The organism is Bradyrhizobium iriomotense, from assembly GCF_030160715.1.
GTDB classification, from domain to species: Bacteria; Pseudomonadota; Alphaproteobacteria; order Rhizobiales; family Xanthobacteraceae; genus Bradyrhizobium; species Bradyrhizobium iriomotense.
The window spans coordinates 52547-73586 of record NZ_BSOW01000034.1 but is presented as its reverse complement, the minus strand read 5'-3'; the positions used below and the strand labels follow the sequence as shown (position 1 = coordinate 73586).

Below are 21040 nucleotides of genomic sequence, written 5' to 3'. Positions count from 1 at the left end.
CTGGCTCTCAAATCCGCCGAGGCCGCGAGGCGTCGGCGGATTTTTGCATTTTGATGACATTTGGCGATATCGAGCGTTGGGTCTGCGCGCACGAAACTTGTCTCTCACGGCTGAAAGCGGGATAGACTGGCGCCTCGGATGCGCGCAGGCCGGGGACACGGCTGGTGTTGGAAGGTTTCTACAAGGTACGATTTCAGCTCGGCGACGCTGTTGGCCGCAGCGTCATGCATGTCGGCGACGGCAGGATGCTGGGCGGCAACTCGGCCTTTGCCCATATCGGCACTTACGAGAAGACGGGCGAGGAGGTCGCCATCGTCATCAAGACCGTGCGCCATAATCCCGATCCGAATTATCGCGCGATGGCCGGCACTGATGATGCGACCCTGATCGCCAAGGGCTGGCCGGATGGCGATCTCTATCGTTTCAAGGGCGAGCTGAAGGAATTGCCCGGCGTGCCCTTCCAGTCGGTGATGATGCCGATCAGGGAGGACGAGGTTCCGATCGCCGGCGGCGTCGGCGAGCGCGGCATCGCCGACGGTCTCTACTCGATCCATTTGCGGATGCTGGACGGCATTGAAGGGGGCCTCACCGGCGTCATGCTGCTCAACCGTGGGCGCATCCTCGGCGGCGATGCCTCGTTCTACTATCTCGGCAGCTACACGGCTGCGAATGGCCGCTGGAAGGGCCAGATCCTGAACCAGGAGCACACGCCGGCCCGCGATGAAAATCCAGTGTTCGGCGGCCATGAGGTCGGCATCGGCTTCTCCGGCACCTATGACGACGAGCAGGCGGTGCTGGAAGCCACCGCGCTCGCCGGCAAACGCAGCCTGCGGCTGACCGCGACGCTGAAGCTGATGCATCGCGCCTGATTGGATGTTTCGAGTGACCATGGAAAACACCGTCCGCATGCTCTCCACGCTCGGCCTGATGGGAGCAATGCGCAGCCTGTCCTCCGCTTACCAAGCCGCGACGGGTGTGCACATCGACGCCGACTTCGCGCCGACGCAGGCGTTGCTGAGGCGTTTGCGGGACGGCGAGGCCGCCGATCTCGTGATCCTGACGCGCGAAGGCCTCGACGAGGTCATCGCCGAGGGCCGCGTGGTGGCGGAAAGCGCTGCCGACCTCGCGCGCTCCTATGTCGGCATCGCCGTGGCCGCAGGTCAGCCGCATCCCGACATCTCCAGCGAAAGCGCCCCGCGCAAGACGCTGCTTGCAGCACGATCCGTCGCTTATTCGCGGCTGGGCGCGAGCGGGATCTACTTTGCCGGGCTGATCGTTCGGATGGGCATTGCGACCGAGATCAACGCCAGGGCGACCATCGTGCAGCAGGGCTTTACCGCGGAACGGCTGGTGAGCGGCGAGGCCGATCTCGCCGTGCAGCAGATCAGCGAGTTGAAGCAGGTCGAAGGCATCGAAGTGGTCGGACCGATCCCGCAGGACTTGCAGACACCGGCGCTGTTCTCGGCCGGCTGCATGGCGACGGCGAAAAATGCTGAAGCCGCCGATCGGCTGTTGCGCTACCTGGCCTCGCCCGACGTTGTGCCCGCGCTGCGGCAGTCGGGCCTCGAGCCTTGAATTCGCCAATGCCCGGACGCAACCTGCCGGCCATGCGGAAAGCTCTCTGCGCCATTCTCCTGACCTTCGCGGCACCGCTCGCCGCACATGCGCAGTCGGCCGATCTCGTGCTGTGCGATCGCCTGGCGGCCGATCCCAGCGATCCCGACAAGCCTGCTGACGTGAAGGGGGTGGCCGAGATCGCGAGCGCCGACGTCGCGACCGCGATCAAGTTCTGCAAGACGGCGGCAGGCGCCTCGCGGCGTGCGATGTTCGAGCTCGGGCGCGCCTACGCTGCCAATCGTCAGACGGCGGAAGCGATGGCAGCCTGGCGCAAGGCGGCCGATAAGGGCTCGAGCGCGGCAATGGTCGAGCTTGGCGTGCTCTATGGCACCGGCTCAGGCGTCGCCAGGGATGAGGCGCAGGCGCGAAAGCTGTTCGAGAAGGCGGCGCAGGCTGGCAATCCGCGCGGCGTCAGCAATCTTGCCGCGCTTGGTGGTGCGGGCGGGGCAGCTCCGGCCGACCCGGCGCGGGCGCGCGAGCTGCTCGGCAAGGCCGCCGAGACCAATGCAGAAGCGCAGTATCAGCTCGGCCTGATGCTCGCGAGCGGCGATGGCGGTCAAAAGGACGACGTTGCGGCGCGCGCGCTGTTCGAGAAGGCGGCCGCGCAAAACCACCCGGGCGCGCTGGAGCGGATGGGCGCGTTCGCACAGGAAGGTCGCGGCGGCCCGAAGGATGCGGCCGCGGCGAAGGCCTATTACGAGCGCGCCGCGGCGCTCGGCGATGAAGACGCCAAGAAGGCGCTGGAACGCATCCGCTGTCCCTATGCGATCAAGAACAAGCAAGGCCAGCTCGTCACCACGCTTTGCTTCTGAGCTGCTTCGGACATCAGCATCTCTCCCCACGTGGCAGGCCGTGACGGAACCTCGTTCGTGCCCCGGTCGTTGAGACCGGAACGAACAGGAGTCGCAACATGATCCGCAAATTGCGATCCGGCGAATACCGGCTCTATTCACGCAAGGTGAATCCGCGCACCGGCAAGCGCCGCAACCTCGGGACGTTCAAGAGCCGCGCAGCGGCCGCGAAGCACGAGCGCGAGGTGCAGTATTTCAAGCGGCACTAGAGGGCCTTTTTCGGACCTCGCAACAAAATATCGAAAACAACCCCATGCAAAGGAGTCGGGGGCCGGTGGTGACGGACTGCGGATTTAGCGAAATTCGTTGACGCGTCGGGCAAATCAGTGGCAGAATGGCATGATCGGAGCGGAAAGCGCCCGTCCAGCGGTGCGCCCTGCGCGGAAAAGCCGGATGGCCTCGCTCCGGCGGCGGTGCTAGGTAGCCCGCGAGCAGAAACGGCTTTCCAGGATTCCTTCGTTGCTGAACGGGCTCTACAAGGTCGAATACGGCGTCAACGATGCGTTCGGCCGCAGCATCATGTGCATGCACAACGGCAAGCTGCTGGGCGGCAATTCCGCCTTTGCGCATCTCGGCACCTATGAGGAGCGTGGCGGTGAGATCATCGGCGAGGTGGTCACCCAGCGTCACAACCACGATCCCTACTACAAGTCGCTGTTGGGCGCCGATTCGATGTCTATCAGCGTGCGCGGTCGGACCAACGCCAATGGAATTCGCTTCGAGGGCGAGGCAGACCCGCTTCCCGGGGCGATGTTTTGGGCCGATCTCACGCGGCTCGAGGACGATGCTTTGCCGCCACGTGGCATTGTCGGAGCAGGCGGCATCGCGAACGGGCTCTATTCGATCCATCTGCGCGCGCTCGACGGCGTCGATGGCGGCCTCTCCGGCGTGATGCTGCTGATGGATGGCCGCATTCTCGGCGGCGATGCGTTCTTCTACTATCTCGGCTCCTACGCCTCGGCGGATGGCCGATGGAAATGCGAAATGCTCAACCAGGAGCATACGCCGGCAAAGGGCGAGAATCCCGTCTTCGGCGGCTATGAGGTCGGGATCGGTTTTTCGGGGAGCTGCACCGCGGACAGCGGTGAGCTCGAAGGCGTTGCGCTAGCAGGCAAGCGTAGCCTGCGTCTTGCGGCTTCGCTGAAACTGATGCGACGGGCGTAGAGCGTCTACCCATAAACTCGTCGCGTCCGTTGTGCTGTTGGAAGGCGACGTTGAAGCCGATACGTCCGCAGCGCGGCCTTGGGCCAGAGGGGGACATGGCGGGCTTAGCCTGATAGGAAAGAGCCGCCTTGAGGTTGGAATGAGCGAAATGGCTTGGGAAAAGTCGTCAAACGAATTGGCGTGGGGTGTTGCCCGAAATGTCGAAGCCCTGGTTTTGATTATCAGGAAGGCGCAAATCCTCACGATGATGAAAGAGCTGCGGTTCAGTGTCCGAACTGCGGATGGAAGGGAATGCTCAGCGAAATGGGCATCATCCTGGAGCCGGGCACAAACTAGGACGCCATCAGAGGGGTTTTCGGATGGTGGAAGTGAAGCGAACGTCGTTGGTTGTCCTGCTCGCAGGCCTGGTCGGCTTCGCGGTTGGAGCAGCCATGCTTGGATACGCGGCTCTGTTGATCGGGATCTCGTTTCTTGGTCACGTACAGGGAGGTATTCATAGTGATTGGACCATCGTCGTGCTCTTCGGAATCCTGGTGTGCTTTGGACTGGGTGGAGTTGCAGGGGCCAAAGGAGCTGTCCGCCGCGCTAAATCCTGGCTCGGTTAGAAATAAGCCTCAAGAGCGGCGACGGAAGCGCGACATGCTTGCGCTACTTTTCCTTTGAGTATCGGGAGGTCATCCGCCAGTGGACAATTAGGCTGACCATGAACAAGCATCCGAACCCAATGACTTCCGGGATTAGGGGAAACCCGAAAGCTGCCCAAATGACAAGGGTCAGCAACAAGGCAATGCCTTGGATGAGGCTATCGATTTTGTCGGTAACAGATCGCAGTGACATTGCTTCCGCGCGGGCTATCTCGGCAGATGTTAACTGAGGCCCGAGCGCTCCGACAGTCAATTTCGGATGTTGGTCAGTGTGGAGGTGCCCGGCCCCGGTGCCATCATGAGCGGAATTGCGAACAAATGTTACGAACGCCGAGCGTTACCTCTAATACTACGCCGTGTACCCATAAACCCGGTGGGATGAAACGACAAAGCCTGCGCATGCTTTGCACCCATAGCAGCGAAGTTTGTGCGGCAGCCAACGGGCGCTTCATGCGCCTCACTTCATCGGTGCCACGACGAGCTTGCCTGAGGGCATGAGCCTGCCATCACGATAGATAGAGTCTTTGTCAGGTGCGTTCCATACATACCAAAACGCCCCCTTCAGGCGCCCTTGCCGGCAGAGATCGCCGAGATCGGCGCGCGTTGCGGCGACCGACCGTCCACGCTGGCTGTCGGCCGGCGTGGAGCCGTCGCTGCCGAAACCCCATTCGGTGAGCCAGAAGGGCTTCGCGCTGCCGCTTGGGAAAATATTGTCGTTCAGATACGCACGTAGCTGCGGCAACGCCGTTTTGTCGTCGCCCGTAGGCGGCATTGCGAACGGGCGTGTAGCTGTTTCTTTCTCTCTATATAATCCTTGCTTTGCTCACGAACTCGGCAAGTTCGCGGTTGAATCGCAGTGGATCCTCGAGAAAGGGTGCGTGTCCGGCTTCGGGGTACCAGGATGCGGTACTGGTCCGGCATTTTTCAAGGATCTGTTCACCCATGGCCGGGAGGATCACCGTGTCGCACAGACCCTGAGTCATTAGGACGGGTCGATCCAGTGCGCTCAGCACGTCCTCGGAATCGATCACGCGCGTGACAAGGGCGGCGCGTATCTTTGCGGGTACCACGATGTTCCAGCACAAGGCCATGGCGTAATCGTCGGGCGGCAGGGGGCGTGCTGTGCACCCATGCAGGAATGCACGCATTGCCTGGATATTTGAGGGGAAATCGTCAGCGGTCGCGCCTGGAACGTGATCGAGGAAGCCGGGCCCGATCAGGCTGCCGAACGCGGCGCTGTTGAGCGTTACGGCCGCACCCACGAAGTTGATCCCCGCGATGGCATCCTGACCGTACGCACGAACATAGTCACAGATGACAAAACCGGCATAGGACCATCCGACGAGTGTGGGATGTTTCAGGCCGAGTTCATCGATGATGGCGGCAATGTCATCCGCCCAGCGCCGCGGTTCCGTGTAGTGCTCCCGCGCCTCGGGCGCGTCCGACATGCCGTGGCCGCGAAGATCGAAGGCCACGAGGTGAAATGCATCCGCAAGCTGGCTCTCGTACTGCTTGTGCCAGCAAAGATGATTCTGTGACCATCCATGGATGAACAGGATCGGCGGAGCATCGGCCTTGCCCCAGTCACGCACATGCAGCTTCACGCCACCTCCGCCGACTACGGAATGAATTTTCATTTGCTCCTCCATTCGCTGATCCCGGCTTGGATGATCGGCGGCCCACGTTGGAGCAGGTGTTGTCGCGGGCGTTGAAAAAGAGCGGCAGAAGCGTTGAATTTGGGGAGCCGGACAGCCTTAACGGCAATGACCGGTCGGTATGCGCCCGAGCCAGTGGGTCACCTGGAATCGGCCGCGGAAATGAAGGATCTGACCTCTCGCACGAAATCGGCGAAGGCCGACTCCTCGCTAAGAAGTATATGATTTGCGCTGTTGAGATCCACAAAGCGCGCTCCGGGTATGCCAGCCGCTAGCGCCTTGCCTTGCTCGAATGGGACTGCTGCATCATTCCTGGCGTGCAGCACCAAAGTCGGAACGCTCACGTCTCCCAAGATGCCCGAAACGTCCATCTCCCCAAACGAATAATGAAGTCGACTGGCATTGTCAGGCGAAGCAGTCTCCCTCTGAAGGTCATTAAACCACGCCATCTGCTCGCGGCTCGCGCCTGGAATGAAGGTTTCGGTGAACAACTGCCGAAACGCGGGATTATCTTTTCCCCATCCCTCGCGGATCAATGTGGTCATGGCTTCATGGGTATCAATCTCGTGGCGGTCCCCGCGCTTTCGCCAGCCTTTTGCGTATCCGCCATACAGGACCAGGTGAGATACGCGCTCGGGGTGCCGGACGGCGTAGGCGACCGATACCGCACAGCTTTGCGAGACACCCAGCAGTGGGAACCCGCTCAAACCGTTTGCGTCAGCAACGCTCTCCAGATCGCAAACCATGGCGGCGAAGGACAGATCATCAGCATTCCAATCGGACAGGCCGTTGCCGCGTTCATCGTATCGGATGAGCGTATTAGCTTTCGAGAGTGAATCGATCCAGTGTCGCCACACTGGGCTTTCCCACTCATACTGAAGATGCGACATCCAATGCGCCGCGCGAAGAATTGGTGGTCCCTTGCCGGAGATGGCGTAAGCAATTTGGACCCCGTCCGGGCTCCTGCAATACCGTATTTGTTGGGAACGCTGGTGTTCATCTAGCGCGATCGATGCATCGAGCAGGCCGCCAGGTGCTCGACTCAAGCGCGTGCTCGCCGATCGCATCGCGCTCTCTCGAGCCGACGTGTCAAGCGATCGCAACTCCAATGCCACTTGCTTATCGGTCGGATTCATGGACTGCAGGGCTTGGGCATAGAAAAGAGCCCGGTTAGGTTCACTGCGCAGCCGTTCTACAAGCATCTGGAGGATCAGAGATCTGGTGCGATCCAGTGCGTCGGCATGAAAGGTGCGCCAAGCCTCGAAAACGGGGCACCGAGGAAGTTCAAGACCTTCGAGGAAGCGCCCTCGGAACAGCGCGGCCCAAGTTTCCAGGTCTGAGGTGGCAAGAGAGCGCACGTTTTCTGTTGTAATGTGGACGACGTGGAGTAAATCGACATCAAGCTTGTTGGTGTCGAGAAACACGCCGCTTCCATCGGTCCTGAGGCAGGACTCATCACCGTCCTCGTTGAGCACATGCCTAAGCTTCGTGAGGCTCCACCTGAGCGAAGCTCTGGGATCGTCCGGCGCGTTCCAGAGCATTTGGCATAGATAGTCGCGACGTTGTCGCCTGTTGGCCAAAGCCAGATAGGCGAGCAAAGCGCGCGTCTTCTTTGACGCAGGCAGGACAATTTCCTGGGCGTCGCGCACGACCGCCAGTTCGCCGAGCACCTTGATCTGTAGGGGGCTCTTCATCCGGCACGATCACCTCTAATCAGGGTACCGCAGATGTGCTTTGGATTCACCGGATTGGTTGGTGTCTACCAACTCCGTAAACTTGCCCAGAAGCAGTCCAATAGGCAAGGGCCGCTTCGGGTCAACGTCGACATTCCTGCAGTTGGCCAGCCGCGTCCGGTTACCCTGCAACTTCAGACATGCCGCTGCTCGGTGCCAACTGAAGCGACGGGCCAATTGCGAGCACATGCACCGCAGCAGGGACATTTGGAGCTGTTCACGCCATGAACGACCGCTCCACGCAAACTGGCGCAGTTGCGGTGGATGACGCCGATCTCATCTCTGTCTGATTTGTCGCTCCAGGCGCAGCGTATGCTCGCGCAGAGAATCGTAGATCGGTGCATTGCCGAGCAGCATGGGTAGCAGCATCGCCATGAAGCAGGCGCCCAGCATCGGCAGCAGCATTGTCACGTTACCGGTCATTTCGGCGACGAGAACGATGCCGGTCACCGGCGCACGCACCACGCCGGTGAAGAAAGCGGCCATGCCTACCAACGCAAATGCTTCCGGCTGGACAGCGAGCGCCGGGAATGCATGACGGCAAGCCGTCCCGAACAGCAGCCCGGACTGGGCTCCCAGCACGAGCAAGGGCGCGAACAGTCCGCCGGGCGTGCCGGCCGCGTATGAGAGACCGCCGAGCCCGAACCGGATCAGGAAGGCGAACCCCACGATCGCCACGCTCTCGTGGCCGATCAGCGCGCGCTGCGTGATCTGATCTCCGCCACCGACCAGTTCGGGCGCGAACCAGGCCAATATGCCGACGCTTGCGCCGATCAATCCGGCGCGGAGCTCCATCGGTAGCCGTCCAAATCGGTCGCGAATTGCAATGGTCGCGAGCAGGGTGCGATTGTATGCGACGGCAAGCAGGCCCGCGATGCCGCCCAGAGCAAAGAACAACGGAGCTGACTCTGCGCCGGGATAGCTCAGCGGCCCGATCTGGAAGTCGGGCGCGTCACCGAGAAACAGCCGTGCGACCGGGATCGCCGCTGCCAGCGCCGCAAGGGCGGCGACGGCAACACGGTGCTCGAACCTCTGCACCAGCTCCTCCAGCACAAACACGAGCCCGGCAATTGGCGCATTGAAGGCCGTTGCAAGGCCGGCCCCGGCACCGGCCGCCAGCAGCACTCGGCAGTCCGCCCATGAGAGCCGGCAGATGCGCGCAGCGAAAACCGCGATACCGGCGCCCATCTGGACGGTCGGCCCCTCGCGGCCCAGCGCCAGCCCGCAGCCGATCGCCAGTATCCCGCCGAAGAATTTCACCGGCACCAGACCAAACTGAGCCGGTGGAATCTCTTCACGCAGGACAGCTTCGACATGCGGAATGCCGCTTCCCGAAGCGTGTGGCGAGAACTGCCACACCATCCACGCGGCAACCAGGGTTGCGACTGCGCACGCGCCGACGACCATCAAGAATCCCCAGACTGCGTGGCCGTGGGCCCAAACGATCAACGCGTCGCGCTGACGATCGGCATGCGCGAGCACAAGCCGGAAGATCGCCCCAACACACCCGGTGGCTGCCCCTATGACGAGGGCCATCGCCGCGAGGCCCAACAGGCTGCGACGTTCGTTTGCGACATGTCGATCGTCGTCAGGTTTTCGGTCCACGGCTGCTCAGTGAGCTCGAAGCTTTCGCAACGGACAAAGTTTGCCGAAATCACTGGCGAATGTCCCGGACAAAAATGCTTCCAACTTCGACTGAAGAACGGCCTTTCCGATCGACACGCTGGGAACCTCACCGCACCTCCCAACGACAGGTGCGCCGAACCAAGGCCCGCTTTGGGTCCAACAGCGGGCCCCTCGACCCTGGGCTACCTAGCCGAGCTCGCCCTCGGAATACGGACGTAAGGGGCCCACTTGATTTTCTACATCAACAGGTTGCTTCGTCAGACATGACCGGCGAGCGAAAAATTGCGATTTGGGAACCACTATCGTTTTGACCCTGAGCCGACGGACCGGCATGATGGCTGGGTGAGGCAGCGCGTTTGGCACTCCGCCGACCGTCAATAGGTGAGGGTGGAGTGATGTCCGTAAACTGACAACGATGCGGAGAAGCCTATCATGCAGTTGTCAAAGGTCGCCGCGTTGGCGCTCATCGCCAGCTGCCCAAGCCTACTGTTTGCGTCTCGGGCGTGGGCCGTTTCTGAATGCTCGATTTCAGGGACACTAGCGGATTGGGGTGAGAATTCGACGGCAGACATCGATCTCACATCCGGGGCAAGTTGCCAATTTCCAATCAAGATGCGCGGGACGGTCGTTGGTTCGGAGATCTCTCAAAAGCCGTCACACGGCAAGCTGAAAAAGGTCAACCCGTCTACGTTCGAATACAAAGCGAAGGCCAAATATAAGGGGAGCGATGCGTTTGCCATCAAAGCAACGGGGCGGGGGCCGACGGCTTCTGGCACGTCGGTCATCACCGTGAACGCGACGATCAAATAGCGTTCCTCGCATCCCTTGCATGCGTTTGGAAGCGGCATGACATATTGGGCGCGAGTGTTGTCGCAATCTTGCCAGCGAGTTCTCTTGGCGCTGCGAGCGCGCAGGTGAACTGCGACGCACTCGGATGACAACTGGGGAAACCGCTCCCGGCGAAACGGATGAGTGACCTAACGCACGTTCCGCGCCGCAGGTTTGTGACAAAAGCTTAACCACGAGCGCCCCTCTGTCGGGAACGAAGACTGGCACGAAACACGATGGTGGGACGAAGCGCGCGTGACATCGTTCAGTAACCGTTTCGATCCTGACTTCCCGAATCAGGGTTGTCGGCACGTCAGCCGTCGACCATAATCTCCTGGCCCCTGCAATGAACGAACGCTCGAACATGAGTGACCCAGATGCACAACAGGCGATTTCCGAGGGCGCGCCCAGCGGGCAAGACCGGCCCTCACGTCAGGAGCCGCCGCCTCGTGACAAGAAGCCTGGCTCCTCTCGGGGCACACTGATTGGAATTGCCGGCGCGCTCGTGACCGCCGGAATAGCCGCCGTCGTGGTATTGCCCAGCCTCACGCGCGACAAACCGGCTGCCGTTGGTGAGGAATCCACTCTCGAAGTGCTGGTACCAGCCGACATCAATGCAGCCCTTCCCACCCTCGATCCGGGAAGTTCGAAAGCAGCGGTGGATGACGCGAGGAACTGCAAGGCGCCGCTGGCATGGGTGACGTTGACGCAACGACCGAGTGGGCATGGTGGCATGGTGCGCGTCCGCTCGGGACAATATCTGTCGCCGCCGATCAAGCTCACCACGACACCTCAGCGCATCGCCATTCCCTATCCCGCGCCTTATCCCGTGGGCCGTGGAGTTCTTACATTGGTCGGCGAGGCGGACCAGGTGGGGTTCTACCTGAGGCCCGGGGGCGTTCAGGACGTGAACGGGGCGTATTCCGTTAACGTGAGGTGGCAGGTGCGCAACCCTTGCCAATGAATGCGCAAATGGATGAACGCGACGCTGTGATGGGGAATTGCCGGTCTTGAAAAACTTCTTCCGCAACAGTCCGATGGTCGCCATGTGCGTTGCCATGATCGTGGCCGCGGTCGCTACTAATTGGATCCTTAATCCGAAATCCGGTCCATTCAGCGCATTGACATGGGCGAATTCGCTCACGGTCGGTGCCGTGCTTCTGATCATGGTGGCCGGCGTCGCACTGACCTATGTGGCGATGCGGCTTGCAAGCGACCCCACCGGATTCGGATTGGTCCCTGTCGGGGAGGGCTATACGGTCGGGCGTCGGCTGAACGTGGAGTCTCCTTCCGTGTCTGTCCGCAGCGCCGACGAGGTGCTCGACGAGCTCGACCAGATGATAGGGCTCAGCTCCGTCAAGGAGGAGGTCAACAAGCTGCTGGCCGGCATCGAAGTCGAGCGCAAGCGCCGTGAACAGGGCTTGCCCGTGGCGAAGGTGAGCAGGCACATGGTGTTCACCGGGCCGCCCGGCGTCGGCAAGACCGAGATCGCGCGCGCCCTGGGGGAGATCTATCGCTCTCTCAAAGTGCTGCGCAAAGGACATGTGGTCGAAGTGCAGCGCGCCGATCTGGTCGCAGGTTATATCGGGCAGACGGCCATGAAGACGCTGGACAAGTGCAAGGAGGCACTCGACGGCATCCTTTTCGTCGACGAAGCCTACTCGCTCGCGGGCGAAGGCAAGGATTTTGGCCACGAGGCAATCGCGACGCTAATCAAGTTCATGGAAGACAACCGCGACCGCATCATGGTGATCGCCGCCGGGTATCCCAATGAGATGCGGCGTTTCATCGCCACGAATCCGGGTCTGGCGAGCCGCTTCAACAGGACCATCGAATTCCCGGCCTATGAGCCGAAGGAGCTGGCTGCGATCCTGCGATTGATGGCCAAGCGACAACACGCGGAGTTGCCCGACGTACTCGAGCAGAGCCTCGTCCCCTGGATCGAAACCCAGTGGAGAAGCGAGGGCTGGGGCAACGCTCGCGAGATGCGCAACCTCCTTGATAAAGCGTGCGAAGCCCAGTCCCTGCGCGTGGCCGCCGACCCGACCGCCGACATCAGCAAGGTCGAGTTGGTCGACTTCGAAAGTGTAGGCGTGCCTTTGGTGCGAACGAACGTCCCGCCGCCGGCGCCTCCGCCCGTGCCGACTACACCAACTCCGGCTCCGATCGTCGTTGAGCACGCGTTGGTGCCTTCTTCGCCTGACCATTCGGCGCCACGCGCCGGGCGAAGGCTGAAGGTTGAGGCCACCATCCCCCCCGAACGCACGCTCGATCAGGCGCTGGACCGCCTCGAAGAGATGGTCGGGCTGGAGCCGGTCAAGGCAGAGGTGAACAGGATCATGTCGGCGCTTGAAGTCGAGCGCTTGCGCCGCGAGCAGGGCCTTGTCGTCGCGCCCATCAGCCGGCACATGGTATTTACCGGCCCGCCCGGCGTGGGGAAGACCGAGGTCGCGCGCGCACTCGGCGAGATCTATCGTTCGCTCAACGTGCTGCGAAAAGGTCATCTGGTCGAGACTGACCGCTCGGGTCTCGTTGCGGGCTATATCGGCCAGACCGCTCCCAAGACGCTCGACAAATGCAGGGAAGCGCTTGACGGCATCCTGTTCATCGACGAAGCGTATTCTCTGTCGCGACCGGGCAACGATTTCGGCCAGGAGGCAATCGATACGTTGCTCAAATTCATGGAGGACAACCGCGATCGCATCGTCGTCATCGTCGCGGGCTACCCGAATGAGATGCAGCGCTTCATCAACAGCAATCCGGGCCTCTCCAGCCGCTTTACCAAGACGATCGCGTTTCCGCCCTATGCCGCAAACGAGCTCGCCGCCATCCTGCGGGTGATGGCCAAACGACAAAACTTCGTATTGCCGGATGATCTCGAGTCCAGCCTTGGTCCGTGGATCAAGGTGGGCATGCGCAACAAATCCTGGGGTCAAGCGCGCGAGATGCGAACGCTGCTCGAGCGCGCGCGCGAGGCCCAGGCCACGCGCATTGCGCACGACCCCTCGGGGGACGTGCGTCAGCTTGCCATGGCGGATATTGACGCGGCCATTCAGATTTCCGGATATCGCGAGACGGTGCGGGAGAAGATCAGCGATACCATCGTCGGGATTCCCGCGCTCCCTCGCTCGGTTACCCCGCTGTCGGAGGGGACGTCCGCCCTGCAGGCCGCGGTTGTCACCATCCAGATTGAAGGTGGTCACGGTAGCGGCTTTTTCATCTCGAAGGATGGATATCTCCTGACCAACCACCACGTGGTAGCGGAGAACAAATTCGTGGCGGTCAAGCTGACGACCGGCCGTCAGCTGCCCGGCGAAGTCTTGCGAACGAACAAGACGAGAGACATCGCTCTGGTCAAAGTGAATGAATCGGGAATGCCGGCGCTGCCACTGCGGCTCGACGCTCCCGAAGTCGCCTCCGAGGTTTATGCGGTAGGGACGCCGCGAGACGAGAAATATTCGACGACGATCACCAAAGGCATCGTCAGTGCCTATCGCACGGAAAACGATCTTTCGCTGATGCAAAGCGACGTTGCCATTCATCCCGGCAACAGCGGGGGACCGATGGTGGACGGGTTCGGCAATGTCGTCGCTGCTAGCGTTGCCGGACTAACCATCTCGGGGGTGAGCGTGAGCATCAATTTCTTCATTCCCATCGCCGATGCGCTCAAGTTCCTCGCCGTTGAGCTGGTCAATCAGGACGTGGCATAGCCGCAAACGAAGCAATCGGTCCCCGCGATGGAATTGGAACGGACAAAACCGATGACAGCGATTGGCCGAGCAGCGGCCTTGCATATCGCCTTCTGGCAGTACGATGCCTGGTACCGTCGCGCGTGGCTTGTCTGGCCGCAGGTGACAGCAATCTTGCTCGCGGGCTGGCTTCTGTTGGGTCTAGGGGGGCCTGAAGCAGCAATTCCGCTGGGCAGCTGGGCAAAGCCAGCCGATTGCACCAACGCGTCGACCCCGGGCTGCGCAGCAACGCGGCGCGCCACGTTTTTCTGGGACGATGAGGTCGGCCGACCCAGTATCGCCAATCAGATCACGGTCAACGTCGACCGGTCGACCTTTCGAAACTCAGCCGCAGACGACCAGCCGAAACTCACGGCAGCGCTCGGCGCCTACTATCGCTATGATTGGGCGAAGGCGATCGATATCCTGAGATCGGCGACCGCAAGCGACCCGAACGTTCAGTTCGTCACGGCGCTCGCCCTGCTGGTACCAAATTCGACCGACCAAACGCGCGACGCGGAAGCGTTGCTGCGCGAGGCCGCCGCCGGAGGACATCGTCAGGCTGGCAGCGTTCTCGGGCGCATCCTCTTCTCGGGCGCGGGCGGCGTGCCGAAGGATGAGACGGCGGGACGGAAGTTGATCGATGACGGGGTGGCGGCTGGCGAGCCGTATGCGATGCGGCTTGCTGCTGCCGGATACGTCAGCGGCGAATTTGGCGGCACGTACGATACCGTGAAGGCAGTCGATCTCTTGCGCAGGGCGGCGGACAGCGGCGAACTCATCGCCATGGCGCAACTTGCATACTGCATCAATACCGGGCGGGGCGGGCTCACCCGCGACACTGCGAAGACGATCGACTATTTGCGACGCGCGGCGGATGCGGGCTTCGAAGGGGCACAGCTCACGCTCGCGCGGTGGTTCAGGGACCGGTATGGCTTTCGAGAAAGCGATGATCTGCCGGAATCGATCAAGTGGTTTGAGCGGTCCTATCGCCAAGGGCACTCGGTCTTCGCCCTCGGGGAGCTCGCTTACGTCTACAGATTCGCGCGGGAGGCCCCGTGGTTCGACACCAAGCGCTCGTTCGAATTACTCCAGCTTTGCGCGCCCTACAGAAATGCCTATTGCCACTATTGGCTTGCTCGTGCCTACCACGAAGGTGCCGGAACAGCGCGAGACTACACCAAGGCCTACGCTTACTACACGGTTGCGAAAGAGCTCGGACGGCAAGATGCAGCCGTCAACCTTCAGAGACTGGATGATTTCCTCCAACCTGCCATCAAGACCAGCGCCGCGGAGCTGGCCAAAAGCATTTCGGCCGGCCTCAAGCCGGTACCACGCGTGATCCTGCTGGAAACGGCGGAGACCGAGACAGCAGGCCCATCGCCGTGGCCGGACCCCACCCAGCGACCGGCATCACCTTAATCGGCTTCACGGCGCGGGGCATGCCGCGCCGGTCTTCACCCAGGCTTCAACCAGTGCGCCGGCCTGCGCTTGCGTGCCCGGCGCCGGCGAGCGGCCGAAGCCCGGCTTCCAGGCCCAGCCGACCAGCGTGTCCTTGCCGATGTGGTCGATCAGCGCCTCCACCTTGCGGCCGCCGTTGCGCGCGGGATCCCTGATCTGCTCGCAGATCTCCCCGATCGTCTTGCCCTCCCAAGCCATTTCGCGTGGGGCAAGATGCCATTCGGGATGGCCGGGGACACGGCCGGGCTCGAAATTGGCCTTCTGGTGGCAGGTATGGCAGCGCATCGACTCCAGACCATGACCATCGGCGCCGCGCGTGACCGGCGGCTGGTGGAGATGCGGATTGTCGCCTTGCCGCGGGCTGTCGCCGGCCGGATGACAATTGGTGCAGCGCGGATGCGTCAGCACCTTGCCGAGCTCGGTGAAGATCGCGGCCGAGCGTTTCTCGGTGTCGGCAATGTTGGCAAAGCTCTCGGGCGAGGCCAGCGCATGGCTTGCCGTTTCCGAGGCCGCATAGCCTGCGCAAAGGCTGCTGGCGAGCGCCGCGATCACGGCCATCGTCTTGAAGCGCGCGTCGGAGATCATGGCTCGTGTCACTTGGTCGCGATGAGGTAGCGGTTTGAATCGGCCAGGATCACGTCGCGCACCGCCTCGTGATATTTGATGTAGCCGGTGCAGCGGCAGAGATGGCCGTCGAGCGCGTCGGCGATCGTCTGCTCCAGCTTTTCGCGTGGCACGGGCTTGCGCGCCAGGTGCTCGAGCAGCACCTGGCCCTCGTTGAGAAAGCCGGCGGTGCAGTAGCCGCACTGAAAGGCGAAATGGTCGATGAAGGCCTTTTGCAGGGCCGAGAGCGCGCCGTCCCTGGCGTGGCCCTCGACGGTGCGGATCGACTTGCCGTCGAAATTCACGGCGGGCGCGATGCAGGTCGGGCTGGTGTAGCTGGTGCCGTCGGGCTCGTCGACGATGATGGCGCAGCTCAGGCACTGCGCGGCGCCGCAGCCGAATTTCGTGCCGGTCATGCCGAGCATTTCGCGCAGGAAATCGTTCATCGAGAGGTCGTCGCGCACCTCCACCGGACCATGCTTCTGGCCGTTGATGGTGAGGCTAAGTGTCGTCACGCGAGCACTCCCTTCAGAAGGCTTGATGTGACCGGCAGGGCGCGGAAGCGGTGGCCGGTGGCATCATGGATGGCGTTGATGAGTGCGGGCACGATTGGGATCATGACGACCTCCGCCATGCCCTTCGGCTCTTCGTCCGGTGTCAGTGGCTTCAGCATCTCGATCTCGAGATCGCGCAAGGGCAGGTCCGAGCCGCGCGCGACGAGGTAGCGCCCGAGATTCCATTCGCCGTTGCCCGGGCCACCTTCGAAGGGCGGCAGCGTCTCGAGCAGCGCATAGCCGACGCCCATCGCGAAGCCGCCATGGGCCTGGCCCATGACGACCTCGGGCACGAGAGCTGTGCCGCATTCGAACACGCTGTAGGCCTTCGCGATGCGCAAAGCGCCTGTCGCGCGCTCGATCTCGACACGGACGACCGTGCCGCACATCGAGGTGTAGGCGGTGCCGATACGGTTGTTGTCGGTCGGCGGGAACTTGACGCTGGTGCGGTTGATGCGCTCGAACTTGCCGTTACCGCGGCGGATTGCGAGGGCGTCGATGTCGGCGCGGTATTGCTCGCCGAACAGCGGGAAGCGGGCGCGCGACCAGGCCCAGCGGGAAAAGCTGTGCGCGACCGCACCGGTGACGAAGCCGCGGGCATGGGCGGTTGCGGCGAGCGCGGGCAGTGCCAGCGGCTCCAGCCCGGGCATGACGAGCTGGCCGTTCTCCCAGCGCGCGCTGGCCCATTGCCGTGCGCGCGGATCGGTCTTCGGGATGTGCCAGAGCTCCAGCGCCGCGGGCCACAGGCCGAAGCGGAAGATGACGCGGGCGGCTTCGGCCGAAGAATGCGTGCCGACATGCGCGCCGATCGAGGCGCTGGTTGCCGAGCTGATCGACGGCACCCAGCGCGGATTCCTCTCGGCCGCATCCTGCGTCTTCTGATCGATCGTGTAGGGATCGCCGGAGGTGACGAGTCCGAGGGCGTCGTAGCTGTCGACGCGGGCGACCGAGACCTCGTCGGCAATCGTGCCGAGATGGCTCGCCACCCGGTTCGCTAGCGCCGTCCCGATGCCGTTGCCCATCTCGACGTGATCGCAGAAGATCGCGATCTTGCCGTCGGCGCCGAGCTCGACGCGCCCGAGCGAGCAATCCGCGCCGGAGCCGTAGTCCTTGGTCACGCAGGCAACCCCGGTGCCGACCAGCCGGTCCGATGACGCCTGCTTGAACTGCGCGCGCTGTTGCCAGATCGGATGCGTTTCCAGCTTGTCGAGGATTTCCGGCGTGCGCACCGAGACGATGTAGGGATTGCCGGTCATGGTCCGGCCGTTTTGCTTCAGCGCATTGCGACGGCGGAATTCGATCGGATCGAGTTTGAGCTCGCCAGCCGCCTCGTCGATCAGCACTTCGAGCGCGGTCATGGTTTGCAGCGTGCCATAGCCGCGCATCGAGCCTGCGGTGACGCCGCGCGAATGCAGCGCCACGGTCGTGACATCGACCTTTGGAATATCGTAGATGCCGATCGCACCGGTGGCGGCGACCACGGCGACGTTGGCCGAGAAATTGGCGAGACCGCCCCCGTCGAGCACGTGGTCGGCCGCAAATGCCTTGATCGTCCCGCTCGCACGATCGATGCCGATGCGCGAGCGCATCTTGATCGGGTGGCGCTTGATGCCGCCCTGGAATTGCTGGTAGCGGTCATGGGCGAGCCGCACCGGCTTGCCCGGAAAGCAGATCGCCGCGAGCGCGACATAAAGAATGAACGGCGTGTGATCGCGGCCGCCGAAGCCGCCGCCGACATGGGCGAACTGCGCATTGATGTGCGCGGGCTTGTAGGGCGCGCGGGCCTTGGCCAGCAGATGCGCGATCGACTCGGCCGCCTCATAGGGCGACTGCACGCCGAGCACCAGCTCGAGATTGCCACCCTTGCCATTGTACCAGGCGAGCCCGCATTCGGGCTCGAGGAACATCGGGTCGACCGATTGCGTCTCGAATTCGCGGTCGAGCACCAGCAGCGAGGAATCGCCCGCTGCAAGCGCAGCCCGGATCTGCTCGCCATGCTTGGCCGCCTTGGTGTAGTCGGCCGGCATCTCCTTGGCGAGCGGTGACCACACCGGCAGCGCGGCGCTCTGGACCTTCTTGGGCGAAACCCAGCCGGCCTGGATCGGCGAATAGATATCCGGCTTCTCAGGTGTGCTACCTGCCACGCGTGTGAAGCGGAAGGAGCCGTAATCGGGCGCCATCACCGGCCCGGTTTCCTCGCCGAATTTGACGAAAGTGCCATCGCGCAGCACCAGGCGTGCCTGGTCGAAGGCGTCGAACTTTTCGAAGATGAGAAGCGCGACCGGCTGCCCGAGATAGAGCGGCGTCTTGCCGGGCGGGCAGAACAGGTCGCCGGCGTAGAACTCCGGCACTTGCGTTCCGATGCGATCGAGATCGGCAGCGGTGACGACGACGGACGGCTTCAGCGCGCCGGAAAGGCGCGCGAGATCCATGCCGGTGTAGACATGCGTGGCGTCGTTGGCGCGCACGAGGATCGCGCGCGAGGTGGCCGGTGGCCAACCCGGCAGATCGCTGGCGCGGAAATCGGAGGCATAGAGCTTTGCGCCGGTCACCTTGGCAACGCCGTCGACGCGGCCCGCGCCTTTTGTCGCAGGATTGAAGTTGCCACGCCCGGGCAGGGTTTCATGGGTCGCAAAGGGAGCGTTTGCCGCCGAAGCCAAGTGCGACAGGCTGACCGAGATGCCGCCCGCCGATAACCACTTCACGAACTCGCGTCGCGAAGGCCGCATGTTCTGATCCTTGTACAAGGTTTAAGAGCGCCGCGATGCTGACGGCATCGCTGCCCAATTGGTACGCGCCAACGCTCGCGTGAAGCTGTCATGATTCGTCATGTGAGGATAGAAACGGGTAGGGCGTTTACAACGAATGAAGACGCCGCGCGCTTGCGACGAAATTCCCATTTTCTCCCTTGCTTTGCAGTCGAATCAAATTGATTGAGGGAAGGGATCACGAGGGGGCGGGAACTCACATGCAGCAGGATTCGAACGATCTCTCTCCGGTCGGCACGACGGCCGGCATGACGAGGCGCCAACTGCTCGATTGCGGTCTCAAGGCGGGCGCACTGACATTGTTCGCGGGTGCCGCGAATGCCCAGCATGCGATGCATAACCATGCAGGCGCCTCGCACACCGCCGACATGTCGCCGACGATGGGTATGGTGCCGGAAACGCCTGTGCCGGCGACGGACCAGCCGCTGGTCGAGCCCGAGGTGCGGCGCTCCGTCAATGGTGTGCTGAGCACGACCTTGCGCTGCAGCTACGCCTATCGCCAGATCGGCGGCGTCAGGCTCTATGTCAGGTCTTATGAAGGCGGCAGTCCGGGACCAACCCTGCGCATGAAGCCAGGCGACACGCTGCGAATCCAGATGGTCAACGACATGCCGCCGAACCGCGACGGGCTGCCCGCCGACATCAGCCATCCGCACCAGTTCAACAACACCAATTTCCATTTCCACGGTGCGCATGTCAGCCCAAGCGGCATCGCCGACAATGTCATGCGCTCGATGGCGCCCGGCCATAGCTACAACATCGAGATCACGCTGCCGGCCGATCACACAAGCGGCACCTATTGGTATCACCCTCACCACCACGGCAGCGCCGACATCCAGATGTCCAGCGGCATGGTGGGCGCCGCCATCATCGAGGGCGATTTTGCGGAGGTTCCGGAAATCACGGCGGCGCGCGAGCGCCTTCTGGTGCTGACCCAGGTGGTGTTTGATGCCAACGGCATGATCGAGAATTTCGAGACGCTGTTCCCGGAGACGGCAACGCGGTTCCTCGCGATCAACGGGCAGCGGCGGCCAGTAATCGAGATGCGACCAGGCGAGATGCAGCGCTGGCGCATCCTCAACGCGGCCTATCAGGACGACATGCTGCTCGACCTCGAGAAGCACGACCTGCACGCGATTGCATATGATGGCATCCAGCTCGGCGCGGTGCAGCCTCTCAAGCAGCTCCTGATCGCGCCGGGCCAGCGCGCGGACATTCTGGTGAAGGCCGGCAGCCCCGGCACCTATGCCTTCAACGCCGCTCCCTACGATCAGGGCCATCCGTCGCCGGTCGGGCCCCTCGCGCGGATCGTGGTGTCGGGCGCGCCGATGGACATGAAGCTGCCGCGCGCTCTGCCGCCGGCGCCGCTCGCGACCATCAAGGACACGGAGATCACCAACCGCCGCAAGGTGGTGCTGTCGGCGACCGCACCGGAGGCGGATGCCGCCGGCCATTGGCAGGAGTTCGGCTTCTTCATCGACGGCAAGAAGTTCGATCCCGGCCGGATCGATCATCGCGTCAAGCTGGGGGCGGTCGAGGAGTGGACCATCGTCAACACGCATGAGCATGACGACCACGTCTTCCACATCCACACCAATCCGTTCCAGGTGGTCTCGGTCAATGGCAAGGCGCTGGCCACGCCGGAATGGCGGGATTCCGTGATCGTGGAGCGCAAGGGCGGCCAAGTCGTGTTCCGCTCCCGTTTCCTCGATTTCACCGGCGTCTTCATGCTCCACTGCCACATGATGAACCATGAGGAGATGGGCATGATGCAGACTGTCGAGGTCTATAAGCCCTAAATCTCGGGG

Annotated in this window: 18 protein-coding genes; 11 read left to right on the top strand and 7 right to left on the bottom strand. The window is 62.6% G+C overall.

Going from position 1 to position 21040, the window contains the following annotated elements:
• Positions 1-164: 164 nt before the first annotated feature.
• From QQL28_RS36180 to QQL28_RS36155, 6 genes are all read left to right on the top strand, one after another.
• Entirely contained in the window at positions 165-869 is a 705-nt protein-coding gene (locus QQL28_RS36180; RefSeq protein WP_284273438.1) for a GrlR family regulatory protein, read from the top strand.
• Between the two features lie 19 nt (positions 870-888).
• Positions 889-1575 carry a substrate-binding domain-containing protein gene (locus QQL28_RS36175; RefSeq protein WP_284273436.1) on the top strand — a complete coding sequence of 229 codons (687 nt, stop codon included), beginning with the start codon at positions 889-891 and terminating at the stop codon, positions 1573-1575.
• Between the two features lie 32 nt (positions 1576-1607).
• Positions 1608-2429 carry a tetratricopeptide repeat protein gene (locus QQL28_RS36170; RefSeq protein WP_284273484.1) on the top strand — a complete coding sequence of 274 codons (822 nt, stop codon included), beginning with the start codon at positions 1608-1610 and terminating at the stop codon, positions 2427-2429.
• Between the two features lie 98 nt (positions 2430-2527).
• Positions 2528-2677, top strand: coding sequence for a hypothetical protein (locus tag QQL28_RS36165; protein WP_284273435.1), 150 nt, complete (start codon positions 2528-2530; stop codon positions 2675-2677).
• A 250-nt stretch (positions 2678-2927) separates the two neighbouring features.
• Entirely contained in the window at positions 2928-3632 is a 705-nt protein-coding gene (locus QQL28_RS36160) for a GrlR family regulatory protein (RefSeq protein ID WP_284273434.1), read from the top strand.
• Positions 3633-3991: 359 nt separating this feature from the next.
• Complete coding sequence (locus QQL28_RS36155) at positions 3992-4237, top strand: hypothetical protein (protein WP_284273433.1); 246 nt, start codon at positions 3992-3994, stop codon at positions 4235-4237.
• A 496-nt stretch (positions 4238-4733) separates the two neighbouring features.
• Here QQL28_RS36155 and QQL28_RS36150 read toward each other — a convergent pair whose 3' ends face one another.
• The 4 genes from QQL28_RS36150 to clcA form a co-directional block, all read right to left on the bottom strand.
• Complete coding sequence (locus QQL28_RS36150) at positions 4734-5048, bottom strand: hypothetical protein (RefSeq protein WP_284273432.1); 315 nt, start codon at positions 5046-5048, stop codon at positions 4734-4736.
• Between the two features lie 31 nt (positions 5049-5079).
• Positions 5080-5913, bottom strand: coding sequence for an alpha/beta fold hydrolase (locus QQL28_RS36145; protein WP_284273430.1), 834 nt, complete (start codon positions 5911-5913; stop codon positions 5080-5082).
• 158 nt (positions 5914-6071) lie between these two features.
• Entirely contained in the window at positions 6072-7625 is a 1554-nt protein-coding gene (locus tag QQL28_RS36140; protein WP_284273428.1) for a bifunctional AfsR/SARP family transcriptional regulator/alpha/beta hydrolase, read from the bottom strand.
• A gap of 315 nt (positions 7626-7940) precedes the next feature.
• Complete coding sequence (clcA, locus tag QQL28_RS36135; RefSeq protein WP_284273426.1) at positions 7941-9269, bottom strand: H(+)/Cl(-) exchange transporter ClcA; 1329 nt, start codon at positions 9267-9269, stop codon at positions 7941-7943.
• Between the two features lie 453 nt (positions 9270-9722).
• Between clcA and QQL28_RS36130 the strand changes: the two genes are divergently transcribed.
• The 4 genes from QQL28_RS36130 (at position 9723) to QQL28_RS36115 (ending at position 15268) form a co-directional block, all read left to right on the top strand.
• Complete coding sequence (locus tag QQL28_RS36130) at positions 9723-10100, top strand: hypothetical protein (RefSeq protein ID WP_284273424.1); 378 nt, start codon at positions 9723-9725, stop codon at positions 10098-10100.
• Positions 10101-10464: 364 nt separating this feature from the next.
• A complete protein-coding gene (locus QQL28_RS36125; RefSeq protein WP_284273423.1) occupies positions 10465-11082 on the top strand; it encodes a hypothetical protein in 618 nt (205 codons plus the stop codon).
• A 46-nt stretch (positions 11083-11128) separates the two neighbouring features.
• Positions 11129-13828, top strand: a complete 2700-nt coding sequence (locus QQL28_RS36120) for an AAA family ATPase (protein WP_284273422.1) — start codon at positions 11129-11131, stop codon at positions 13826-13828.
• Between the two features lie 51 nt (positions 13829-13879).
• A complete protein-coding gene (locus QQL28_RS36115) occupies positions 13880-15268 on the top strand; it encodes a tetratricopeptide repeat protein (RefSeq protein WP_284273421.1) in 1389 nt (462 codons plus the stop codon).
• A 6-nt stretch (positions 15269-15274) separates the two neighbouring features.
• Here the strand turns inward: QQL28_RS36115 and QQL28_RS36110 are convergent, their stop codons facing one another.
• From QQL28_RS36110 to QQL28_RS36100, 3 genes are read right to left on the bottom strand one after another with little or no spacing between them, the layout of a single operon-like run.
• On the bottom strand, positions 15275-15892 hold the full coding sequence (locus QQL28_RS36110; RefSeq protein ID WP_284273420.1) for an Isoquinoline 1-oxidoreductase subunit: 618 nt from the start codon (positions 15890-15892) through the stop codon (positions 15275-15277).
• Between the two features lie 8 nt (positions 15893-15900).
• Entirely contained in the window at positions 15901-16425 is a 525-nt protein-coding gene (locus QQL28_RS36105; RefSeq protein WP_284273419.1) for a (2Fe-2S)-binding protein, read from the bottom strand.
• Positions 16422-19193: a xanthine dehydrogenase family protein molybdopterin-binding subunit gene (locus QQL28_RS36100; RefSeq protein ID WP_284273415.1), complete on the bottom strand. Its 2772-nt coding sequence runs from the start codon at positions 19191-19193 to the stop codon at positions 16422-16424. Before QQL28_RS36100 ends, QQL28_RS36105 begins: the two co-directional genes overlap by 4 nt.
• Positions 19194-19432: 239 nt before the next feature.
• On the opposite strand from QQL28_RS36100, the gene QQL28_RS36095 reads away from it, so the two are divergent.
• A complete protein-coding gene (locus tag QQL28_RS36095; protein WP_284273414.1) occupies positions 19433-21031 on the top strand; it encodes a multicopper oxidase family protein in 1599 nt (532 codons plus the stop codon).
• Positions 21032-21040: the final 9 nt, after the last annotated feature.

Bases quoted from the DNA above. Each gene is read 5' to 3' on its own strand.
- QQL28_RS36115 (WP_284273421.1), top strand. From the start codon at position 13,880: ATGACAGCGATTGGCCGAGCAGCGGCCTTGCATATCGCCTTCTGGCAG.
- QQL28_RS36145 (WP_284273430.1), bottom strand. From the start codon at position 5,913: ATGAAAATTCATTCCGTAGTCGGCGGAGGTGGCGTGAAGCTGCATGTG.
- QQL28_RS36155 (WP_284273433.1), top strand. From the start codon at position 3,992: ATGGTGGAAGTGAAGCGAACGTCGTTGGTTGTCCTGCTCGCAGGCCTG.
- QQL28_RS36175 (WP_284273436.1), top strand. From the start codon at position 889: ATGGAAAACACCGTCCGCATGCTCTCCACGCTCGGCCTGATGGGAGCA.
- QQL28_RS36100 (WP_284273415.1), bottom strand. From the start codon at position 19,193: ATGCGGCCTTCGCGACGCGAGTTCGTGAAGTGGTTATCGGCGGGCGGC.
- QQL28_RS36130 (WP_284273424.1), top strand. From the start codon at position 9,723: ATGCAGTTGTCAAAGGTCGCCGCGTTGGCGCTCATCGCCAGCTGCCCA.
- QQL28_RS36110 (WP_284273420.1), bottom strand. From the start codon at position 15,892: ATGATCTCCGACGCGCGCTTCAAGACGATGGCCGTGATCGCGGCGCTC.
- QQL28_RS36095 (WP_284273414.1), top strand. From the start codon at position 19,433: ATGCAGCAGGATTCGAACGATCTCTCTCCGGTCGGCACGACGGCCGGC.
- QQL28_RS36140 (WP_284273428.1), bottom strand. From the start codon at position 7,625: ATGAAGAGCCCCCTACAGATCAAGGTGCTCGGCGAACTGGCGGTCGTG.
- QQL28_RS36150 (WP_284273432.1), bottom strand. From the start codon at position 5,048: ATGCCGCCTACGGGCGACGACAAAACGGCGTTGCCGCAGCTACGTGCG.
- QQL28_RS36125 (WP_284273423.1), top strand. From the start codon at position 10,465: ATGAACGAACGCTCGAACATGAGTGACCCAGATGCACAACAGGCGATT.
- QQL28_RS36170 (WP_284273484.1), top strand. From the start codon at position 1,608: ATGCGGAAAGCTCTCTGCGCCATTCTCCTGACCTTCGCGGCACCGCTC.
- QQL28_RS36165 (WP_284273435.1), top strand. From the start codon at position 2,528: ATGATCCGCAAATTGCGATCCGGCGAATACCGGCTCTATTCACGCAAG.